Annotated in this window: 19 protein-coding genes and 1 pseudogene; 11 read left to right on the top strand and 9 right to left on the bottom strand. The window is 74.6% G+C overall.

Annotated elements, in window-relative coordinates:
* On the top strand, window positions 1-288 hold a 288-nt coding region (locus tag ACIBAI_RS24225), incomplete at its 5' end, for an oligopeptide/dipeptide ABC transporter ATP-binding protein (RefSeq protein WP_399037327.1).
* A 128-nt stretch (window positions 289-416) separates the two neighbouring features.
* On the opposite strand, the gene ACIBAI_RS24230 is transcribed toward ACIBAI_RS24225, so the two are convergent.
* The gene (locus ACIBAI_RS24230; protein WP_399037329.1) at window positions 417-2,534 is read right to left on the bottom strand and encodes a prolyl oligopeptidase family serine peptidase; all 2,118 of its coding nucleotides are present in this window, start codon (window positions 2,532-2,534) and stop codon (window positions 417-419) included.
* A 195-nt stretch (window positions 2,535-2,729) separates the two neighbouring features.
* Here ACIBAI_RS24230 and ACIBAI_RS24235 point away from each other — a divergent pair, with 195 nt between their 5' ends.
* Window positions 2,730-2,924 carry a hypothetical protein gene (locus ACIBAI_RS24235; RefSeq protein WP_344609988.1) on the top strand — a complete coding sequence of 65 codons (195 nt, stop codon included), beginning with the start codon at window positions 2,730-2,732 and terminating at the stop codon, window positions 2,922-2,924.
* 267 nt (window positions 2,925-3,191) lie between these two features.
* On the opposite strand, the gene ACIBAI_RS24240 is transcribed toward ACIBAI_RS24235, so the two are convergent.
* Entirely contained in the window at window positions 3,192-3,494 is a 303-nt protein-coding gene (locus ACIBAI_RS24240; RefSeq protein ID WP_399037516.1) for a DUF397 domain-containing protein, read from the bottom strand.
* A pseudogene (locus ACIBAI_RS24245) lies at window positions 3,471-3,992 on the bottom strand (DUF5753 domain-containing protein); the annotation flags it as partial. The gene ACIBAI_RS24240 and the pseudogene ACIBAI_RS24245, both read right to left, overlap by 24 nt.
* A gap of 165 nt (window positions 3,993-4,157) precedes the next feature.
* Between ACIBAI_RS24245 and mshB the strand changes: the two are divergent.
* The 3 genes from mshB to ACIBAI_RS24260 all read left to right on the top strand — a co-directional run bounded on the left by mshB (window position 4,158) and on the right by ACIBAI_RS24260 (window position 7,841).
* Window positions 4,158-5,030 carry an N-acetyl-1-D-myo-inositol-2-amino-2-deoxy-alpha-D-glucopyranoside deacetylase gene (mshB, locus tag ACIBAI_RS24250; protein ID WP_399037332.1) on the top strand — a complete coding sequence of 291 codons (873 nt, stop codon included), beginning with the start codon at window positions 4,158-4,160 and terminating at the stop codon, window positions 5,028-5,030.
* Window positions 5,027-5,437, top strand: a complete 411-nt coding sequence (locus ACIBAI_RS24255) for a DUF6113 family protein (protein WP_399037334.1) — start codon at window positions 5,027-5,029, stop codon at window positions 5,435-5,437. The genes mshB and ACIBAI_RS24255 overlap by 4 nt, the downstream gene beginning before the upstream one ends.
* A gap of 184 nt (window positions 5,438-5,621) precedes the next feature.
* Complete coding sequence (locus ACIBAI_RS24260) at window positions 5,622-7,841, top strand: hypothetical protein (protein ID WP_399037335.1); 2,220 nt, start codon at window positions 5,622-5,624, stop codon at window positions 7,839-7,841.
* 67 nt (window positions 7,842-7,908) lie between these two features.
* Here ACIBAI_RS24260 and ACIBAI_RS24265 read toward each other — a convergent pair whose 3' ends face one another.
* Window positions 7,909-8,763, bottom strand: coding sequence for a tetratricopeptide repeat protein (locus tag ACIBAI_RS24265; protein ID WP_399037337.1), 855 nt, complete (start codon window positions 8,761-8,763; stop codon window positions 7,909-7,911).
* Between the two features lie 14 nt (window positions 8,764-8,777).
* Window positions 8,778-9,842: a GNAT family N-acetyltransferase gene (locus ACIBAI_RS24270; protein WP_399037339.1), complete on the bottom strand. Its 1,065-nt coding sequence runs from the start codon at window positions 9,840-9,842 to the stop codon at window positions 8,778-8,780.
* Between the two features lie 141 nt (window positions 9,843-9,983).
* On the opposite strand from ACIBAI_RS24270, the gene fdxA reads away from it, so the two are divergent.
* Both fdxA and ACIBAI_RS24280 read left to right on the top strand, forming a co-directional pair.
* Complete coding sequence (gene fdxA, locus ACIBAI_RS24275) at window positions 9,984-10,304, top strand: ferredoxin (RefSeq protein ID WP_014674796.1); 321 nt, start codon at window positions 9,984-9,986, stop codon at window positions 10,302-10,304.
* Between the two features lie 148 nt (window positions 10,305-10,452).
* Window positions 10,453-11,547 carry a bifunctional succinyldiaminopimelate transaminase/glutamate-prephenate aminotransferase gene (locus ACIBAI_RS24280; RefSeq protein ID WP_399037341.1) on the top strand — a complete coding sequence of 365 codons (1,095 nt, stop codon included), beginning with the start codon at window positions 10,453-10,455 and terminating at the stop codon, window positions 11,545-11,547.
* Window positions 11,548-11,800: 253 nt separating this feature from the next.
* Here ACIBAI_RS24280 and ACIBAI_RS24285 read toward each other — a convergent pair whose 3' ends face one another.
* Together ACIBAI_RS24285 and ACIBAI_RS24290 are read right to left on the bottom strand one after the other, a co-directional pair.
* Window positions 11,801-12,205 carry an ATP-binding protein gene (locus ACIBAI_RS24285; protein WP_399037343.1) on the bottom strand — a complete coding sequence of 135 codons (405 nt, stop codon included), beginning with the start codon at window positions 12,203-12,205 and terminating at the stop codon, window positions 11,801-11,803.
* 310 nt (window positions 12,206-12,515) lie between these two features.
* Complete coding sequence (locus ACIBAI_RS24290; RefSeq protein ID WP_399037346.1) at window positions 12,516-13,481, bottom strand: heavy metal transporter; 966 nt, start codon at window positions 13,479-13,481, stop codon at window positions 12,516-12,518.
* A gap of 84 nt (window positions 13,482-13,565) precedes the next feature.
* On the opposite strand from ACIBAI_RS24290, the gene dapE reads away from it, so the two are divergent.
* Window positions 13,566-14,645 carry a succinyl-diaminopimelate desuccinylase gene (gene dapE, locus ACIBAI_RS24295; RefSeq protein ID WP_399037349.1) on the top strand — a complete coding sequence of 360 codons (1,080 nt, stop codon included), beginning with the start codon at window positions 13,566-13,568 and terminating at the stop codon, window positions 14,643-14,645.
* A gap of 147 nt (window positions 14,646-14,792) precedes the next feature.
* A complete protein-coding gene (locus ACIBAI_RS24300; protein WP_399037351.1) occupies window positions 14,793-15,551 on the top strand; it encodes a TIGR00730 family Rossman fold protein in 759 nt (252 codons plus the stop codon).
* Window positions 15,552-15,690: 139 nt separating this feature from the next.
* On the opposite strand, the gene folP is transcribed toward ACIBAI_RS24300, so the two are convergent.
* On the bottom strand, window positions 15,691-16,551 hold the full coding sequence (gene folP, locus ACIBAI_RS24305) for a dihydropteroate synthase (protein WP_399037353.1): 861 nt from the start codon (window positions 16,549-16,551) through the stop codon (window positions 15,691-15,693).
* Between the two features lie 138 nt (window positions 16,552-16,689).
* Between folP and ACIBAI_RS24310 the strand changes: the two genes are divergently transcribed.
* Together ACIBAI_RS24310 and ACIBAI_RS24315 are read left to right on the top strand one after the other, a co-directional pair.
* Window positions 16,690-17,043 (top strand): DivIVA domain protein, encoded by a 354-nt coding sequence (locus ACIBAI_RS24310; RefSeq protein ID WP_399037356.1) that lies wholly within the window; start codon window positions 16,690-16,692, stop codon window positions 17,041-17,043.
* Entirely contained in the window at window positions 17,040-17,636 is a 597-nt protein-coding gene (locus tag ACIBAI_RS24315; protein ID WP_399037358.1) for a DNA-3-methyladenine glycosylase I, read from the top strand. Before ACIBAI_RS24310 ends, ACIBAI_RS24315 begins: the two co-directional genes overlap by 4 nt.
* Before the next feature lie 146 nt (window positions 17,637-17,782).
* Here the strand turns inward: ACIBAI_RS24315 and ACIBAI_RS24320 are convergent, their stop codons facing one another.
* Window positions 17,783-18,586, bottom strand: coding sequence for an enoyl-CoA hydratase/isomerase family protein (locus ACIBAI_RS24320; RefSeq protein WP_399037359.1), 804 nt, complete (start codon window positions 18,584-18,586; stop codon window positions 17,783-17,785).
* Between the last annotated feature and the right edge of the window lie 374 nt (window positions 18,587-18,960).

The raw sequence follows: 18,960 nt of genomic DNA on the forward strand, positions 1-18,960 counted from the left end.
CAGGCGCTGCTGTCGGCGGTGCCGGTGCCGGATCCGGAGGCCCGTGCGCACCGGGAGCGGATCATCCTCACCGGTGACGTGCCCTCCCCGGCCAATCCGCCCTCGGGCTGCCGGTTCCGCACCCGCTGCTGGAAGGCGCAGGACCGGTGCGCCCAGGAGGTGCCGCTGCTCGCGGTCCCCGAGCGGTTCAAGGGCACCGGCTCCCCGGCCGCCCACGCCTCGGCCTGCCACTTCGCCGAGGAGAAGCAGGTGGTCCCGGCGGCGGCGCACGGCAACGGGCCGGGGTGACATGGCGCACCCCGGCCCGTTTACGGCACCCGCACGGCCGTACGCTGTTCAGCCTCCCGCGTCCGTATATCGGTACGGATTCCGTGAAGTTGCCTGTGTGTTAACGCGGTTCGCCCGCGTTCGCCCCGCTATGCCGGGGCCAAGGCCCGCCGGAGGAAGTCGACCTGAAGGAGCAGCAGGTTCTCGGCGACCTGTTCCTGCGGGGTCATGTGGGTCACGCCGGACAGCGGCAGCACCTCGTGCGGGCGGCCGGCGGCCAGCAGCGCCGAGGACAGGCGCAGGGCGTGCGCGAAGACCACGTTGTCGTCGGCCGTGCCGTGCACGATCATCAGCGGGCGGCGCGGCTCGGCGGGCGCGGACAGCCCGTCGTCGGTGACCAGGGAGCTTTTGGCGTAGGCCGCCGGCTGCGCGGCCGGATCCCCCAGGTACCGCTCCGTGTAGTGCGTGTCGTACAGCCGCCAGTCGGTGACCGGGGCGCCCGCGATGCCCGCGTGGAAGACGTCCGGGCGGCGCAGCACCGCCAGCGCCGCGAGCCAGCCGCCGTACGACCAGCCGCGGATCGCCACCCGGGACAGGTCCAGCGGGTACGTCCCGGCGAGCGCGTGCAGCGCCTCGACCTGGTCGTCGAGGGAGACGGTGAGGTCGTGGTGGACCGCCTTCTCCCAGGCGGGGGAGCGGCCGGGGGTGCCGCGGCCGTCGGCGACGATCACCGCGAAACCCTGGTCGGCGAACCACTGCGAGGTCAGGTGGGCGTTGTGCGCGGCCACCACCCGCGGGCCGTGCGGACCGCCGTAGGGGTCCATGAGAACCGGCAGGGGAGTGTCCCCGGCGTAGTCCCGAGGCATAAGCACGGCGCACGGAATACGGCGTGCGCCCCCCTGGGTGAGCGTCACCCGCGGGGACATGCCGGGATCCTCGGCGTACGACGGGACGGCCGTCACGGGCTTCCCGTCCCGCAGCACCCGCACCCGGGCGCCCGGCCGGTCGAGCGTGGCGGAGACCAGTACGGTCACGCCCCCGGCACGCACCGCGGAGTGCACGCCGGGTTCCTGCGAGAGGCGCTCCACGCCGAGCTCGTTCACCCGGTAGACGTGCACCTGGCCGGTCTCCGGATCGGCCGCCTCCTCGCCCGCCGACGCCGAGACCAGCACGTCGTCGTCGGACACGTCCAGCACCGCCCGGATGTGCAGCTGCGGGCCGGTCAACGGCCGTTCGCCGACCGCCAGCACCCGTGCGCCGCCCTCGTCGGCGATCCGCACGAGCTGCCCGGAAGGGCTCCAGCACGGCACCCCGGCGAAAAGTTCCAGCCAAATTGGATCATCATCCGCGTGCACCATGCGGGTCGCCCCCGAGTCGGGGTCCACGGCCAGGAACACCTGGCTGCGCTGATCGCGCGCCTGGACCAGCAACAGCGGCGCACCCGCCGCTGACCAGTGCACTCGCGCCAGATACGGGTAACGGGCCCGGTCCCAGACGACCTCCGTGCGCTCCCCGCCGAGGCCGATCACGAACAGCCGCACGTCCGCGTTGTCCGTGCCCGCCGCCGGGTAGCGGACGTGGTGTGGATCACGTTCCGGGTGGGCCGGATCGGAGATCCACCACCGCCGCACCGGCGTGTCGTCCACGCGCGCCACCAGCAGCCGGTCCGACTCCGGGGACCACCAGAAACCCCGCGAACGCCCCATCTCCTCGGCCGCGATGAATTCGGACAATCCATAGGTGACCGATTCCGACTCCGGGGCGGCGAGCGCCCGGTCGCCCTCGCCGTCGGCCCCCACGACCCGCAGCGCGCCCCGGGCGACGTAGGCGACGTGCCGCCCGTCGGGGGCGGGCCGGGGGTCGATCACCGGTCCGGGGACGCGGAGTTCACGGGTCGCGCCGGTCCCCGGACCGGCCGTGAAAAGCCGCCCTGACAAGGTGAAAGAGGCCAGCTCGACGGCCGCGTCGGTGGCGTAGCCGACGATGCCGGCGCCGCCCTCGCGGCTGCGTTCGCGCCGTGCCCGCTCCTCGGGGGAGAGCCGTTCCGTCACGCCGCCCAGCAGGACGCGCGGGTCGGCCACGAGGCGTTCGGTGCCGTCCGCCAGGTCGAGCACCCACAGCGAACTCGCCCGGTCCGTACCGGAACCGGAGCGCAGGAAGACGACACGTGAGCCGTCAGGAGCCACAGTGAACGAACGCGGCGCGCCGAGCGTGAACCGCTGGGTCCGGGCGTGCCGTCGGGGGAAAGAGTCAGCCTCGGTCTGCATCCCCCGACCATATTGGCCATGCGCCCCCTTGTGCGGCCGTGCGCCGACCGATGCGCACGGACGGATAGTTATGATCACTAGCGCATAGTGGGTATGAACCTGCTTGCTGTTGTACGGATTTACCTGCCCCCACGACCGACCCGTCCGACCCCGTCCGACCCCCCTCGTCCCTGGGTTCTTTGGAGGTGAGCCGCCGTGGCACTCTCGATTTCGGCGGTGGTGCTGCTGGCGATCATCGTCTTCCTGCTGATCAAGAAGTCAGGATTGAAGACCGGGCATGCCGTCATCTGCATGCTTCTCGGCTTCTACCTCGCCTCCTCGACCGTCGCGCCCACGATCAGTGAGCTGACGACGAACATCGCGGGGATGATCGGCAGCATCAAGTTCTGAGCACCGCGTCCTCCGGCCGGGACCCGGGGCCGGCCCTCGGGCCCCGGCCGGGGTCAGCGTCTCACCCGTCCCTCCATCCGGCTTCCCCGCATCGGGCTCGGTAAGCCCGGCGGACCGGGGGCGCACGGGGGACGAGGACGGCGCACGGACCGGGACGCCCCGGCCGCCGGTCGGCCGCACGCCCCGATCCGGACGACCACGCATGCCGACGGGACCCTCACGCCCCTCACCGGGGTCCGCCGGCCGCTCCGGCACGCCCTGACGCGTTCACGGCCAACGCCGGTTTCCCCAGCGGGACTTGGACGTACCGGAGCCCCGGACCGGGCAGGAGCCGCCGGGTCGGCCCTCGACCGCGTACGGCACGAAGCCGGCCCGGGCGGCGGGGGAGAAGGCCGGCCGGGCACCCTCGGCGTTCTTCGAGCCGCGGACGTGGACGGCGCCGGGCTCGGTGGCGCTCTCGACGCAGGAGTCGCCTTCCGGGCCGCTGCTGTGACTGCTCCTGAACCACGCCAGGCCGGAGGCGTCCCCGGCGGAGGTCTTGCGGATCGTGTCTCCCGGCAGTCGCTCGATGAGGGCCAGCGCCTCGCCGGGCGGAAGAGCCTGCGCCCGGATCGTGCCATAGCGGGTTCGAGAATGCGCGATTGCCTCGGTTCGGAGGCCGGGCGGCCGTTGAATGCGCCGTCGGAACGCCCCACCGCTGTTCCGTCCTCGGACTTCAGCGACTCGATCCTGCCGCTCATGCCGGGACGGGCGACCGTCCATCGGCACGGCCTGGAGTGAGACGTTGTTCAACTGTTTTATTTCCAGCAAGTGTTCGAATTGCTGTTTCCGCGCCATTGTGCCCCGACGCTGCGGCGAAGGGCCGCCTCCTCCGGGACGAAGCCGAGGAAGGGAGCCGGCGAGCGACCGGAGATCGACAACCGTGCCATGCGCGCGGCCGTCAAGCGCTCCACGATCCTCGGCCGGACAAGGAGGCCGGCGCACTTCGCACAGGGCGCGTGCGTACTCGGGCGTCCGCAGAAGGCCCGCGATGCTGCTGCACTCGCAGACCCCGATCCCCGCCGCCCGCCACCGGGACGACGGCGCGGAAGAGGCCGACTTCCGAGGTGCCCGATCCGCGAACGGGGAACCGGCCCCGTCCGCTCCCCTCGGCCGTCGCCCCCGTGCTCGACGGCGCGGGCCGGCGGGCCGGGGCGCGGTGAACGGCGATCCGGCGCCTCATAGGCTGGGGCCATGACGGAACTGCCCCCCCGGCGTCTGCTGCTGGTGCACGCCCACCCGGACGACGAGTCGATCAACAACGGCGCCACCATGGCCCGATACGCGGCCGAGGGTGCCCATGTGACGTTGGTCACCTGCACGCTCGGCGAGCGCGGCGAGGTCATCCCGCCCGGCCTGGCCCACCTGAGCGGCCCCGCCCTCGGACAGCACCGCGCGGGGGAGCTGCGGGACGCGATGCGCGCCCTCGGCGTCGAGGACGTCCGCCTGCTCGGCGGTGCCGGGCGCTACGGCGACTCCGGGATGATGGGCCTGCCCGACAACGACGACCCCGCCTGCTTCTGGCAGGCCGACGTCGACGAGGCGGCCGCACTGCTCGTCGAGGTGATCCGCGAGGTCCGCCCCCAGGTCCTCGTCACCTACGACGACAACGGCGGCTACGGCCACCCCGACCACGTCCAGGCCCACCGCGTCGCCATGCGCGCGGTCGAACTGGCCGAGGAGGCGGGCTGCCCCGTCGCCAAGGTCTACTGGAACCGCGTGCCCCGCTCCGTCGCCGAGGAGTCCTTCGCCCGGCTCCGGGACGACCTGCCCGGCCTGCCCTTCACCGAGGCGGCCACGGTCGACGACGTCCCCGGCGTCGTGCCCGACGAGCGGATCACCACCGAGATCGACGGCACCGCCCACGCCGCCGCCAAGGCCGCCGCGATGCGCGCGCACGCCACGCAGATCACGGTGGCGGAGCCGTACTTCGTCCTCTCGAACGAGCTGGCGCAGCCCCTGTTCACCACCGAGTACTACGAGTTGGTGCGCGGGCGGCGCGGCTCCGGGGTGCGGGAGACCGACCTGTTCGCCGGCCTCGGCCTGGGCATCGGGGACGCGTCATGAGCGACCGCGCGCCGATGCTGGCCCAGCCGCTGCGACCGCCCTCCGCCGGGCGGGTCGCGGCCTACCTGGGGCTGTTCGTGCTCGGTGCGGCGGCCGGCGTGGCCGGGGCGCTGGTGCAGCCCGCGTGGTTCCCGGGCGGGCTGCTGCTCGCCCTCGCCGGGGAGGCCGGACTCTGCCTGGGCGCGGCCCGCGCCGTCGGCAGCCGGGCCGGGGCCGTCGCGCCCGCCGCCGGCTGGATGCTCGCCGTCGTCCTGCTCACCACCAGCCGCCCCGAGGGCGACTTCGTCTTCGCCGCGGGCGGCGGCTCCTACCTGTTCCTGCTCGGCGGCATCGTCGTGGCTGTGATGTGCGCCACCCTCGCGCCGGGGCGGCAACCCGGCGGCGGTCCGGTCCGACTTGGCAAGTGACGTACCACTTCGCCGTGGCGTGTGCGTGCGGGTCCGGTGGGGGTTTCCCCAGTGGCCCTGGAATACCGGTCAGAAGTGGCCAGTATGGTGGTGCGCGCCGCCGAGCTTTCCCCAGCTCCTGGAGCAGGGGGACCCCCCACCGTGAGATCGTGACGGGCGGCGGAGCCAACCGGGAGAACCTGCCTTGAGTCGTGAAACTGACAGTCCGTCCTCCGGGCCCAACGGGCGCGGCGGAGCCGCATATCCGTCGGGCACGCCGCCCTACGGGACCCCTGTGGCGTCCGGTGACGGCGCGGGCCGTTCGGCCACGCGGCCGGAGGACCGCAAGACCGAGACGACGCTGACGACCCGGATCCGGATCAACATCCCCGGATCGCGGCCCATCCCGCCGGTCGTGGTGCGCAAACCCGTCGCGGACGGCGAGGGCGCGAACGGCTCCGGCACCGACGTCGAGGCACCGGCGCCGGACGCCACCGCGTCCATGGGCGCCGTCGAGTCTCCCGCCGCACCCGCCCAGCCCGCCGAGGAGAAGAAGACCAGCGACTGGTTCGCGCCGCGCAAGCCTCCGGTGAGCAAGGGCGGCCAGGGCGGCGGCGCCACCGACGGCGCCGGCCGGCCCGGCGACCCGGCCGGCCAGGGCGCGGGCGCGCCCGGCGGTGCGCGGCCCGGTGGCACGGCCGGCGCCGGGAACGCGCCCGGCGGCTCCCGGCCCGGTGCCACCAACGGCGCCGGCCTGCCCGGCGCGACCGGCGGACCCGTGGCGCCCGGGCACGGCGGCGGCACCGGCTCCTTCGACGTGACCGAGGCCCTGGCGGCGGGCCCGCTGGGCAACGGCTCCCGCGCGGACTCCGGCGGCACGGGACCGGGCCACGACGACCTGCCGTACTTCGCGGAGGGCGGCCGGAGCGGCCCGGGCGACCGCGACACGCGCAACGGCCAGGCCGGCCACGGCGGCCCGGGCGGCTTCGACGAGCCGGTCCGCCGGCCGGGCCCGCAGGCCCCCGCGGGTCCGACCACCGGCCCGGTCACCGGCGACGGGCCGATGGTGCCGCCGATGGGCGGCGGCGCCACCGACGGCGCCGGCCGGCCCGGCGGCCCGGGCGGCCCCGGTGGCCAGAGCGCTCCCGGCGCCCCCTCCGTGATGCGCGCCCCCGGCCAGAACGGCACGGTGCCCGGCGGCGTTCCCGGCCCCGGCGTCGGCCGCGGTCCCGGTGGCGGCCTGAGCGACGACACCGCGATCCTCACCCCGCAGAAGCCGGCCCCCGAGCCGGGCGCCCCCGGCTACGGCACCCCCGCGGACAACGTCTCCGGGCACACCGTCACCAGCGGCATCCCGGTCGTGCCGACCGCCGGCCGCACCACGCCGTTCGGGCCGGGCACGCCCGCCGACGGGCCGCTGCAGCACACGCCCCCGAAGCTCCCCGAGCCGTCCCCGGCGGGCTCCGCGAAGCCGAAGAAGAAGGGGCGCAGCAAGCTGGTGCTGCTCGGCGGCGGCGTGATCCTCCTCGCCGGTGTCGCCTACGGCGCCGGGCTGCTGATGAACCACTCCGACGTGCCCAAGGGCACCACCGTGCTCGGCGTCGACATCGGCGGCGGCACCCGCGACGACGCCGTCAAGAAGCTCGACGACGCCTTCGACGACCGGATGGACAAGCCGCTGAAGCTGACGGTCGGCGGCAACAGCGTCTCCCTCGAACCGGACCAGGCCGGGCTGCAGTTCGACACCGACGCCACGGTCGACGCCGCCGCGAGGAGCGACTACAACCCGGTCTCCGTGATCGGCTCCCTGTTCGGCAACCACCGCGTCGTCGACCCGGTCATGCCCGTCGACGAGGAGAAGCTGCAGGCCGCCCTGGCGAACGTGGCCGGCGGCTCCGGCTCGGTCACCGAGGGCACGATCCGGTTCGAGTCCGGCAAGGCCGTCGCCGTGTACGGCAAGGCGGGCAAGGGCGTCGACGCGGACAAGTCCGCCGACGCGCTCCGGGAGGCGTACCGCACCCAGGTGGAGACCGGCACGTCCTCCCCGGTCAGCGTCCCGACGACCACCCGGCAGCCGACCGTCCCGGACGCCGAGGTCGACCGGATGATGAAGGAGTTCGCCGAGCCGGCGATGTCGGGCCTGGTCACCGTCAAGACGGCCGACGGCGCCCACACCGTGGCGTTCAGCCCCGAGAAGTCGCTGTGGAAGTTCCTCGGCGTCAAGGCCCAGAACGGCAAGCTGGTCGAGTACTACGACCAGACCGCGCTGAAGGAGCTCTACGGCGACACCTTCGACGGAGTGCTGATCACCCGCGGCACCGGCCAGAAGACCCCGGTGACGGTCCAGGACGTCATCAGCGCCCTGCGCCCGGCGCTGAAGAGCACGACCGACCGCGTCGGCGTCATCGAGACCGACCCCAGCTGACCCTCGGCCGCACCACGGGGCACCCGGCGACCACCGGGTGCCCCGTGCCGTGTGCGGCCGCCCGGCCTCAGTTCAGCAGGGCCCGGGCGGCCCGGGCCTGCTGCCGCACCCGCTCGGCCGCCGGCGGGTCCACCGCCGCCACCACCTCGGCGTACGCCTCCAGCTCCGCCGCGCCCGCCGTGAACTCGCCCCGCTGCACCAGCAGCCGCGCCCGCTCGTGACGCAGCCGCGCCGGATGCGACGGCAGCAGCAGCGACAGGTCCACCGCCCACAGGGACACGTCCGACCGTTCGGGCCGCGCGGCGGCCCACGCCCGGATGTTGTTCAGGATCCGCGCCACCACGTCCAGCGGATCGGCCGGCGTCAGCATCGACGGACTCGGCGGCGCCCCCGTCGCCCCGGCCACCAGCAGCTCCGCGTCGGTCCCGGTGAGCACCCGGCCCCCGTCGAACGGGTCGGCGAGCACCTGCTCCCCCGGGGGCCCGAACCCGACCACGAAGTGCCCCGGCAGCGCCACCCCGTACACCGGCGCCCCCGCCCTGCGGGCCACCTCCAGCCACACCACCGACAGCAGGATGGGCAGCCCGCGCCGCCGCACCAGCACGTGCTGCAGCAGCGACGACTCCAGGCGCCGGTAGTCCGCCGCGGTGCCGTGGAACCCGTACCGGTCGCCGAGCAGCTCCCGCAGCGCCCCGGCCCAGGCCCGCGGCCCGCCCGGCCGGTACGGCAGCCGCCCGGCGAGCCGGTCCAGCTCCGCCTGGGCGGCGTCGATGCCCGCCTCGTCCAGCGTGCCGTCCGCCTGCGCGCCCAGCAGCAGGCACAGCGCCGCCAGGTCGGGCCGCTCGGACCGCGCCTCCTCGGCGAACCGCCGGCGCAGCTCGGCGGACCGTTCGCAGGGCGGGGGGAAGGGGGAAGACGTCACCGGCCCGTGCCCCCTCACACCGACGGGGACGACGGGCCGGACCCGGCGCCCTCCGGCTCACGGTAGTGGTGGTACGCGTGGTGCGCGGCGAAGCCCATCCCGGCGTACAGCGCCCGGGCGGCCGCGTTGTCCGTCTCCACCTGCAGCCAGGCGGCCGAGGCGCCCTCGTCCAGCGCCCGCCGGGCCAGCGCGGCCAGCACGGCGGTGGCCAGCCCCCGCCGGCGCAGCGCGGGATCCACCTCGACGGCGGCGAACCCGGCCCACCGCCCGTCCACGACGCACCGCCCGATCGCGGCCGGCGCGTCCTGCCCGGGCACGGTCGCGAACCACACCGAGGGCCCGCTGCCCAGCACCTTCAGCGCCACCTCGCCCACCCCCTCGCGCTGGTAGCGCGCGAGCCACGCCGCGTCCGCCGTCCGCGACAGCACGACCCCCGCCGGATCGGCCCGGTCGGCGACCGCGGCCAGCCCCCCGGTCCACAGCTCGGCGGTCACCTCCCGGACCCAGCCCCGCCGCTCCAGCTCCGCGCACAGCACCTCCTGCGTGCCCTCGGCCCCGGTCGCGGCCTGGACGTACGCGGGCAGGCCGCGCTCGCCGTACCAGCGCCGCACGGCGGTGAGCGCCTCGTCGAGCGGCACGCCCGGGTCGCCGAGCGGCAGCACCGAGTTGGCCCGCCGGGTGAAGCCCGTCCGCCGCCCGGCGGGCACCCCGCCGCGCGGCCCCGCCTCGACGGCCGCCCGCAGCTCCCACTCGCCCAGCCGCTCGCTCTCCACCGGCCGCCAGGCCCGCGCGGCGACGCGCGCCAGCTCCTCGTACGAGGCGGCGGGCCCGCGCCGACGCGCCGGTGCGGACGGGACGACCTTGCCCGCGACCAGGGACGTTTCCGGAATCCGGACGGTCTCGCCGTCCTTCCGTGTGATCAGCAGCACACCTTTGTCCCATGATGTGAGAACGCCCACCGTGTCGGTGAACTTCTCCCGTTCGGCACCGGGTTCGCTCAAGCGTCGTACGGAGACTCGTTTGCCCACGTCAGCAGCGGTGACACGGACCTCGAGGCGCCCGGCGGCTGAGATTTCCACAGGTCGGTTCACCCCTCCTGTTCGGATCATGCCCAAGAACGGAGATACTAGGGGCGGGCATCGACGACGCCGCGCTCCCGCGCGCCAGGCGGCGGAGCCTGTGGGAGGCCCGCCAGCGCCCTATCGAGGAGGAACGACAGCGTGACCTACGTCATCGCGCAGCCTTGTGTCGACGTCAAGGACAAGGCGTGCATCGAGGAGTGCCCGGTCGACTGCATCTACGAGGGCCAGCGGTCCTTGTACATCCACCCGGACGAATGCGTCGACTGCGGGGCCTGCGAACCGGTCTGCCCGGTGGAGGCCATCTTCTACGAGGACGACGTGCCGGAGGAGTGGAAGGACTACTACAAGGCGAACGTCGAGTTCTTCGACGAGCTCGGCTCGCCCGGCGGCGCCAGCAAGCTGGGGCTGATCGAGCGCGACCACCCGTTCGTCGCAGCGCTGCCGCCGCAGGGCGAGTAAGCCCCGGGCGGCCCGCGAGCGGCCCGCACCGTGCCGCCTCGGTCCCGTACGGCCTGATCGCCCCGATCGCGCCGCACGGGACCGAGGCGTTTGCCGTACGAGCCGGCCCCCGGCGGCCCGTACGTACGAGAAAGTGAGCCAGAAAGCCGTGTCCGCAGTTTCCCACCGTCTCCCGACCTTCCCCTGGGACAAGCTGGCGCCCTACAAGGCGACGGCCGCCGCCCACCCCGACGGCATCGTGGACCTGTCCGTCGGCACCCCGGTCGACCCGGTGCCCGAGCCGGTCCAGAAGGCGCTGGTCGCCGCGGCCGACTCGCCGGGCTACCCGACCGTCTGGGGCACCCCCGAACTGCGCGACGCGATCACCGGCTGGGCCGAGCGCCGCCTCGGCGCCCGGGGCGTCACCCACCGCCACGTCCTGCCGGTCGTCGGCTCCAAGGAACTGGTCGCCTGGCTCCCCACCCAGCTGGGCCTGGGCCCCGGCGACAAGGTGGCGTACCCGCGCCTGGCCTACCCGACCTACGAGGTCGGCGCACGCCTGGCCCGCGCCGACTACGAGGTCTACGACGACCCGACCGAGCTGGACCCGGCGAACCTGAGACTGCTGTGGCTGAACTCCCCGTCCAACCCGACGGGCCGGGTCCTGTCCCGGCAGGAGCTCACCCGGATCGTCGCCTGGGCCCGCGAGCACGGCGTGCTGGTCTTCTCCGACGAGTGCTACCTCGAACTGGGCTGGGAGGCCGACCCGGTCTCGGTCCTGCACCCGGACGTCAACGGCGGCTCCCACGAGGGCATCGTCGCGGTCCACTCCCTGTCCAAGCGTTCGAACCTCGCGGGCTACCGGGCCGCCTTCCTCGTCGGTGACCCGGCGGTCCTCGGCCCTCTGCTGGAGATCCGCAAGCACGGCGGCATGATGACGTCGGCGCCGACGCAGGCGGCGGTCGTGGCGGCGCTGGGCGACGACGAGCACGTCCGCGTCCAGCGCGAGCGCTACGCGGCCCGGCGCACGGCCCTGCGGGAGGCCCTGCTGGCCCACGGCTTCCGCATCGAGCACAGCGAGGCCAGTCTGTACCTGTGGGCCACCCGCGACGAGTCCTGCTGGGACACCGTGGCCCACCTCGCGGAGCGCGGCATCCTGGTCGCGCCGGGCGACTTCTACGGCACGGCGGGCGAGCGGTTCGTACGGGTCGCCCTGACGGCGACGGACGAGCGGGTACGGGCGGCGGTGGCCCGGCTGGCGTGAGCACGCCGCACCGCCGGACGCACAGCGCGAGGCGGGGTCCGGGAAGCCTCTCCCGGACCCCGCCTCGCGCTGTGCGCCCGTGGAACCGTCCCGGCGTCGCCGGGCCCGGCCCGCGCGTCCGCGGCGTCGTGGTCACGCGCCGACGCCCCGCGCCGGCTCCCTCCTCCGCCCCGCGGCCGCGGGCGCCGGACCCCGCTCGGACCGGGCCGGCCGGCGCCGCACCTCCCGGCCGGCCCGATCCGGGCGGCCGGTCCTAGCCGAGCGGCAGCCCGCCCTTGGCCAGCGAGTCCGTGGGCAGCCCGCTCACGGTCGCCGACTTCGCGGTCTCGCCCAGGACGCCCCGCGCGGAGCCGGCCGCGTCCCCGGCGGCCCGCTGCACGGTCGGCACGGCCTTCTTGACGGCCTTGCCGCCGGTCTTGCCCGCGTTCTTGACGGCCTTGCCGCCGGCGTCGCCCGCGGCCTTGGTGACGCCGCGCGCCGTGCCGTCGACGGTGTTGCCGACGTTCGCCCCGTCCAGGGCGGTCAGCCCGCCGAGGTTCGGGGCGGCGGGCAGCTCGGGGGCCGCGCTGGCGGAGCCGGCCGCACCGACCCCGGCGGCCGCTCCCGCAGCGACGAGCAGCGCGGCACGGGCGATCCGGCGGGTCAGGGGGAGGGACATGATGCTCCTTCGACGGGAGAGGACGATGAGGTGTCCGGCCGCGCCCGGCGGATGACCGGCCGGGCTCGGACGCAGTGACTACCGCTCGAAACCCACGAAGGTTGCGGCGCGCCAACGTAAAGAGTTGGCAATGCGCCGGATCGTCACCGGCGGATCAAAACGGGCGAAAAACGCCCGCCGGGAAAGGCCGCCGAGTCCTCGCGGCCCTTTGCTCCCAAGGATTCCGGCGTACTCGCGGAAGGCGGCGCGAGAACCCGCGCGCTCCGGCCCTCGCCCCCGCCCGGGTAATCCGCGCGGGTGAGGGGGCGTACTACTGCGCAGTGACGATCCGCACCGCTGCGGCGTCCCGCTCCGCGCCCCGGGCGCCGTCCGGGCCGAGCGGCCGCCACCGGCTGTCGGTGTGCCCGGCGGTCCACTCGCGGCCGGCGTACGTCACCCGCTGGATGTGCAGCTCGGAGGCGTTGGCCACCGCCCAGTGGGCCAGCTGCCAGCCCCGCTGCCGCGGGCTCTGCCCCGGACCGGCGGTCACCGGCAGCGTCACGGTCCGCCCGTCGCCCGCACCGCTCGCGGACGGCGACGGCGAGGGCGCCGCGTCCCCGCCCACCTCCGCGCCGGCCGGCTCCAGCACATCGCGCCCGAAGTCCCGCACGAGCGCGGAGCGCACCGCGTCCGGGCCCGCCGCCCGAGTCGCCGCCGGGCGGCCCTCGCAGGTCAGCGTGGCCGCGGAGCGGCCGGTGAGGGCGGCGGCGAGCAGCGTGGCGTCCGGCTCGTGCTTGGCGTACGCCTGCGGGTAGCCGCTGCGCTGCACCCGCTGGGCGGCGACGGTCAGGGGCAGCCGCGTGTAGCCCGGCACCTCGACCAGGTGGTCGTAGAACATGCCCGCCGCGTACGTCGGGTCCATGATCTCCTTTGGGGTGCCCCAGCCCTGCGAGGGCCGCTGCTGGAACAGGCCCAGCGAGTCCCGGTCGCCGTGGTCGATGTTGCGCAGGGCCGACTCCTGCAGCGCGGTCGCCAGCGCTATCGTCACGGCCCGCTCGGGCAGTCCGCGCGCGGTGCCCACGGCGGTGATCGTCGCCGCGTTCACCGCCTGCTCGGGGGTGAACTCGTAGACGGCCCCGTCGTCGCCGGCCGAGACGACCTTGCAGCCCGGCGCGCCCGTGCCCCCGGTGACGTACTGCACCGCGAGGTATCCGGCGACCGACAGGAGGACCGTGAAGGCCGCCCCGGTGCGGTAGAGGCGGCCATGGCGTTTGCGAGGGGGGGACGGCTGTAGCACGCGTAACAAGGTACTGGAGGGCGCGGTGGCCGCCGTGCCGGGTGCGGACCGTGCGCGCGGGCGCGGAGCGCTAGGGTCGGGGCCATGGCCGACACCCCGCTTGACCTCACCCTGGACGCCGCGCGGCTGACCGCGCAGCTCGTCGACATCCCCTCCGTCAGCGGCTCCGAGAAGCCCCTCGCGGACGCGATCGAGAACGCCCTGCGCGCCCTGCCGCACCTGACCGTCGACCGGTACGGCAACAACGTCGTGGCCCGCACCGACCTCGGGCGGGCGGAGCGGGTGATCCTCGCCGGGCACATCGACACGGTCCCGATCGCGGACAACCTCCCCTCGCGGCTGGACGGGGACGGGACGCTGTGGGGCTGCGGCACCTGCGACATGAAGGCCGGGGTGGCGGTCCAGCTGCGCATCGCGGCCACGGTCCCCGCCCCGAACCGCGACCTGACCTTCGTCTTCTACGACAACGAGGAGGTCGCCGCCGACCTCAACGGCCTGCGGCACGTGGCCGAGGCCCACCCGGAGTGGCTGCGGGGCGACTTCGCGGTGCTGCTGGAGCCGTCGGACGGCCAGGTGGAGGGCGGCTGCCAGGGCACGCTGCGGGTGAAGCTGCGCACCAGGGGCGAGCGGGCCCACTCCGCGCGCGGCTGGATGGGCTCCAACGCCGTCCACGCGGCGGCGCCGATCCTGGCCCGGCTGGCGGCGTACGAGCCGCGCCACCCGGTGATCGACGGCCTGGAGTACCGGGAGGGCCTGAACGCGGTGGGCATCTCGGGCGGGGTGGCCGGGAACGTCATCCCGGACGCGTGCGAAGTGACCGTCAACTTCCGGTACGCGCCGGACCGCACGGAGCAGGAGGCGATCGACCACGTCCGCGAGGTGTTCGCCGACTGCGGAGTGGCCGAGTTCGTGGTGGACGACCACAGCCCCGGGGCCCTGCCCGGCCTGTCCCACCCGGCCGCCGCGGCCTTCGTCGAGGCGGTCGGCGGCACCCCGCAGCCCAAGTACGGCTGGACGGACGTCGCGCGCTTCTCGTCGCTCGGCATCCCGGCCGTCAACTACGGCCCCGGCAACCCGCACCTGGCGCACCGGCGGGACGAGCGGGTGGAGACGGCGAAGGTCCTGGCGGGGGAGGAGCGCCTGCGGGCCTGGCTGACGGCGTGATCCCGGCCGTGTTTACCGCGCTCCACGGCGGACATGCTGAGGTCCCTCGGACGTAACCGGAGCCGATCTACGCTGGGGCGGAACACCCCCTCCCCGAGCCGCAGGCTCCGCCCGGGCAGGGGAGACCCCAACACGGAGGGAGCGCACATGGCTACCGGCAACCCCGCGGGGAAGAAGCAGCCGCCGGATGAGCAGCGCCTGGGTCCGGTCCTCCGCAGACGGCAGCAGGTCCAGGCGAGCACGACCGACCAGCGGCTGCTGGACGAGCGCGCCCCCACGGACTGGGTGCACACCGACCCCTGGCGCGTGCTGCGCATCCAGTCGGAGTTCATCGAGGGCTTCGGCACGCTCGCCGAACTGCCGCCCGCCATCAGCGTCTTCGGCTCCGCCCGCACGCCGGTGGACTCCCCGGAGTACGAGGCGGGGGTGCGGCTCGGACGGGGCCTGGTGGAGGCGGGCTTCGCGGTGATCACGGGCGGTGGCCCGGGCGCCATGGAGGCCGCCAACAAGGGCGCCTGCGAGGCGAAGGGGATCTCGGTCGGCCTCGGAATCGAGCTTCCGTTCGAGCAGGGGCTGAATCCCTACGTCGACATCGGCCTCAACTTCCGGTACTTCTTCGTCCGGAAGATGATGTTCGTCAAGTACGCGCAGGGCTTCGTGGTCCTGCCCGGCGGCCTCGGCACCCTCGACGAACTCTTCGAGGCGCTGACCCTGGTCCAGACCCAGAAGGTCACCCGCTTCCCCATCGTCCTGTTCGGCACCGGGTACTGGGGCGGCCTCGTCGACTGGCTCAGGAGCACCGTGGTCGCCCAGGGCAAGGCTGCGGAGCACGACCTGCTGCTGTTCCACGTCACGGACGACGTGGACGAGGCCGTGGCGATGGTGTCGAAGGAGGCGGGCCGCTAGGCCCGGACTCCGGGCTCCCGCCGCCCGCCCGCGGGGTCCCGCCGCTCGCCTGCCGGGTTCTCGTGGCCCGCCGGGGCACCGGTCGCGGAGGCCGGCCCCGCCCGGGCCCACGGGGGCGCCGCGGCGGAGAGGGGGATCCCTACGCCAGCCCCCGGCGCGCCACCGCGGGCGGCCGGTGACCCGCGATCGACGCCACCATGTCCAGGACCTGCCGGGTCTCGGCGACCTCGTGCACCCGGTACACCTGCGCCCCCAGCCACGCCGACACCGCGGTCGTCGCCAGCGTCCCCAGCACCCGCTCCTTCACGGGCCGGTCCAGCGTCTCCCCCACGAAGTCCTTGTTGGACAGCGACACCAGCACCGGCCACCCGGTCTCCACCATCTCCCCCAGCCGCCGCGTCGCCTCCAGGCTGTGCCGCGTGTTCTTCCCGAAGTCGTGCCCCGGATCGATCAGCACCGACTCCCGCGGCACCCCCAGCGCCACCGCCCGCTCGGCCAGCCCCACGGTCACGTCGATGATGTCGGCCATGACGTCGTCGTACGCCACCCGGTGCGGCCGCGTCCGCGGCTGCGCGCCCCCGGCGTGCGTGCACACCAGCCCCACCCCGTACCGCCCGGCGACCTCCGCCAGCCGCGGATCGGCCCCGCCCCACGCGTCGTTCAGCAGGTCCGCCCCCGCCTCGCACACCGCTTCCCCGACCTCGGCCCGCCAGGTGTCCACACTGATCACGACGTCCGGGAACCGCCGCCGCACCTGGGCGACGAACCCGACCGTGCGCCGCGCCTCCTCCTCGGCCGTGACCTCCTCGCCCGGCCCGGCCTTCACCCCGCCGATGTCGATGATCGCGGCCCCCTCGGCCACCGCCTGCTCCACGCGCGCGAGCGCCGGCTCGTCGTGGAAGGTCGCCCCCCGGTCGTAGAAGGAGTCCGGGGTCCGGTTCACGATCGCCATGATCACCGGCTCGTGCGGCTCGAACTCGCGCCTGCCCAGCCTGAGCATCCCCTGTGACCTCTCCTCGTACGTCCTGAGTACGGCCCGTTCTCCGGCCGCCTGCGACCCTAACGGTCGGACTCGCATGGCACGATCGGAGCCTGACACATCCGACTCCGACTCATCCGACCGTGGGGACCCCAAGCGATGGTTATGTTCTTGTTCCTGGTCGTCGCGCTCGCCGTCGTGGTCGCCGCGGTGACCCTCGCCGTGGTGGGCGGCGGCGAGAACAGCCCGCTGCCCGAGGCCGCGCCCGAGCGGCTGCGGGACCTCCTGCCCCCGGACCGCCCGGCCGGCCGCGCCGACGTGGAGTCCCTGCGCCTCCCGCTCGCCGTCCGCGGCTACCGCATGGCCGACGTGGACGACGTCCTCAGCCGCCTCGGGGCCGAACTGGCCGAGCGCGACGCCCGCATCGCCGACCTGGAGGCGGCCCTGGCCGGGGCCCGCGCCGCCGCGCACCCCGTCTCCACGGACAAGCCCGGCCAGGAGGAGCAGCGGTGACCCCGGGCGCCGCCCTCGCGGGCCCGGACGGCGTGCCGCGCTGCCCCTGGGCGCTGTCCACCGAGGACTACGTGGCCTACCACGACGAGGAGTGGGGCCGCCCGGTCCACGGCGACGACGCCCTGTTCGAACGCCTCAGCCTGGAGGCGTTCCAGTCCGGCCTGTCCTGGATCACCATCCTGCGCCGCCGCCCCGGCTTCCGCGCCGCCTTCGCCGGCTTCCGGATCGCCGCGGTCGCGGCCTTCACCGACGAGGACCGCGAACGCCTGCTCGCCGACCCCGGCATCATCCGCAACCGCGCCAAGATCGACGCGACCCTCGCCAACGCGCGCGCCCTCGCCGAGTGGTCCCCCGGCGAGCTGGACGCCCTGGTCTGGTCCCACGCCCCCGACCCGGCCGGCCGCCCGGCCCCGAGGACCCTGGCCGACCTCCCGGCGGTCACCCCCGAGTCGACGGCCCTGGCCAAGGCCCTGAAGAAGCGGGGCCTGCGGTTCGTGGGACCGACGACGGCGTACGCCCTGATGCAGGCGTGCGGCCTGGTGGACGACCACCTGGCGGACTGCGCGGCCAGAGGCCGCGGGCCGGGGGCCTGACGACGCCCGGGCCGCCCCGGCCCGGCCCGGGCCCTCGGTCATGTCCGGCCCGAGCCGTCCCCGGGCGGGCCGGGGGCGGCAAGGGCGGCGGGGACCTGCGGCGCGGCCCTCCGGGGGCGTGCGCCGCCGCGGCCCGCGGGGCCGGCTCACCGCCCCAGGTACTTCGGCTTCTCCTTGTTCACGAAGGCGCGCACCGCGACGGCGTGATCCTCCGAGGACCCCGCCCGGGTCTGCAGCTCGTCCTCCTTCTCCAGGGTCTCGGCCAGCGAGTGGCCCAGACCGAACGCCACGGCCTCCTTGATCGCCGCGTACGCCACCGTCGGTCCCCCGGCCAGCGCCCGCGCCGTCTTCTCGGCCTCCGCGCGCAGCTCGGCCGCCGGCACCACCCGGTTCGCGATGCCCAGCTCGTACGCCTCCTGCGCGCCGATGTTCCGCGGGAACAGCAGCAGGTCCGTGGCGCGCCCGGGCCCGACGACCCGCGGCAGCGTCCAGGAGATCCCCGAGTCGGCGGTCAGCGCCACCCCGGCGAACGACGTGTTGAACGCCGCGGTGTCCGCCACCAGCCGGTAGTCCGCCGCGAGCGCGAACCCGAAGCCCGCCCCGGCCGCCACCCCGTTCACCGCGGCGACCACCGGCTTTGGCGCCTCCGCCAGCGCCCGCACGATCGGGTTGTAGTGCTCCCGCACCGTGCTCATCGTCTGCCCCGAACCCGACTCCCGGTCGGCGGCCAGCAGCCCGATGTGCTCCTTGAGGTCCTGGCCGACGCAGAACGCCCGCTCCCCGGCGGCGGTCAGCAGCACCGCCCGTACGGCGTCGTCCGCCGCCGCGGACCGGACCGCCTCCCGGAGGGCGACCTTGGTCTCGATGTTCAGCGCGTTCATCGCCTCCGGGCGGTTCAGCGTGATCGTCGCGAGCCCGTCGCTCACCTCGTAGAGCACGGTGTCGGCCATGGCGTATCCCCTCCGTGTCGCGGCTGACGGACGTACCGGCCGGTACGTCCGGTGTCTGCGGACAGCATGACGGAGATCACCGCCCGAGGACCGGACGCGATGTGTGACCTGCGTCAAAGAATTCCGCTCCACGTCTGTTCTACGGACATGTGTGCGGCGGCGCGGTATTGCAGTCACATCGCCGGATTGAGTGGTTTTGCTCGCGCGCGTTGCTCAAGCGATGCCCACCGATGTTGGTCATCGGGTCCTGAGATGCGGGATAATGGCCAGGAAGCAATGTGTTCGATGCCGGTGTCGCGTGTCCCACGGACCGCGCATGCCCCTCGGGGGCCGTCGGCTTTGACGCGATGAGCTGGTATCAGGAAGGGGAACGA

Source organism: Streptomyces sp. NPDC051041, assembly GCF_044456065.1.
GTDB lineage: Bacteria > Actinomycetota > Actinomycetes > Streptomycetales > Streptomycetaceae > Streptomyces > Streptomyces glaucus.

Bases quoted from the DNA above. Each gene is read 5' to 3' on its own strand.
- ACIBAI_RS24230 (WP_399037329.1), bottom strand. From the start codon at position 2,534: ATGCAGACCGAGGCTGACTCTTTCCCCCGACGGCACGCCCGGACCCAG.
- mshB (WP_399037332.1), top strand. From the start codon at position 4,158: ATGACGGAACTGCCCCCCCGGCGTCTGCTGCTGGTGCACGCCCACCCG.
- ACIBAI_RS24255 (WP_399037334.1), top strand. From the start codon at position 5,027: ATGAGCGACCGCGCGCCGATGCTGGCCCAGCCGCTGCGACCGCCCTCC.
- ACIBAI_RS24285 (WP_399037343.1), bottom strand. From the start codon at position 12,205: ATGTCCCTCCCCCTGACCCGCCGGATCGCCCGTGCCGCGCTGCTCGTC.
- dapE (WP_399037349.1), top strand. From the start codon at position 13,566: ATGGCCGACACCCCGCTTGACCTCACCCTGGACGCCGCGCGGCTGACC.
- ACIBAI_RS24300 (WP_399037351.1), top strand. From the start codon at position 14,793: ATGGCTACCGGCAACCCCGCGGGGAAGAAGCAGCCGCCGGATGAGCAG.
- folP (WP_399037353.1), bottom strand. From the start codon at position 16,551: ATGCTCAGGCTGGGCAGGCGCGAGTTCGAGCCGCACGAGCCGGTGATC.
- ACIBAI_RS24310 (WP_399037356.1), top strand. From the start codon at position 16,690: ATGGTTATGTTCTTGTTCCTGGTCGTCGCGCTCGCCGTCGTGGTCGCC.
- ACIBAI_RS24320 (WP_399037359.1), bottom strand. From the start codon at position 18,586: ATGGCCGACACCGTGCTCTACGAGGTGAGCGACGGGCTCGCGACGATC.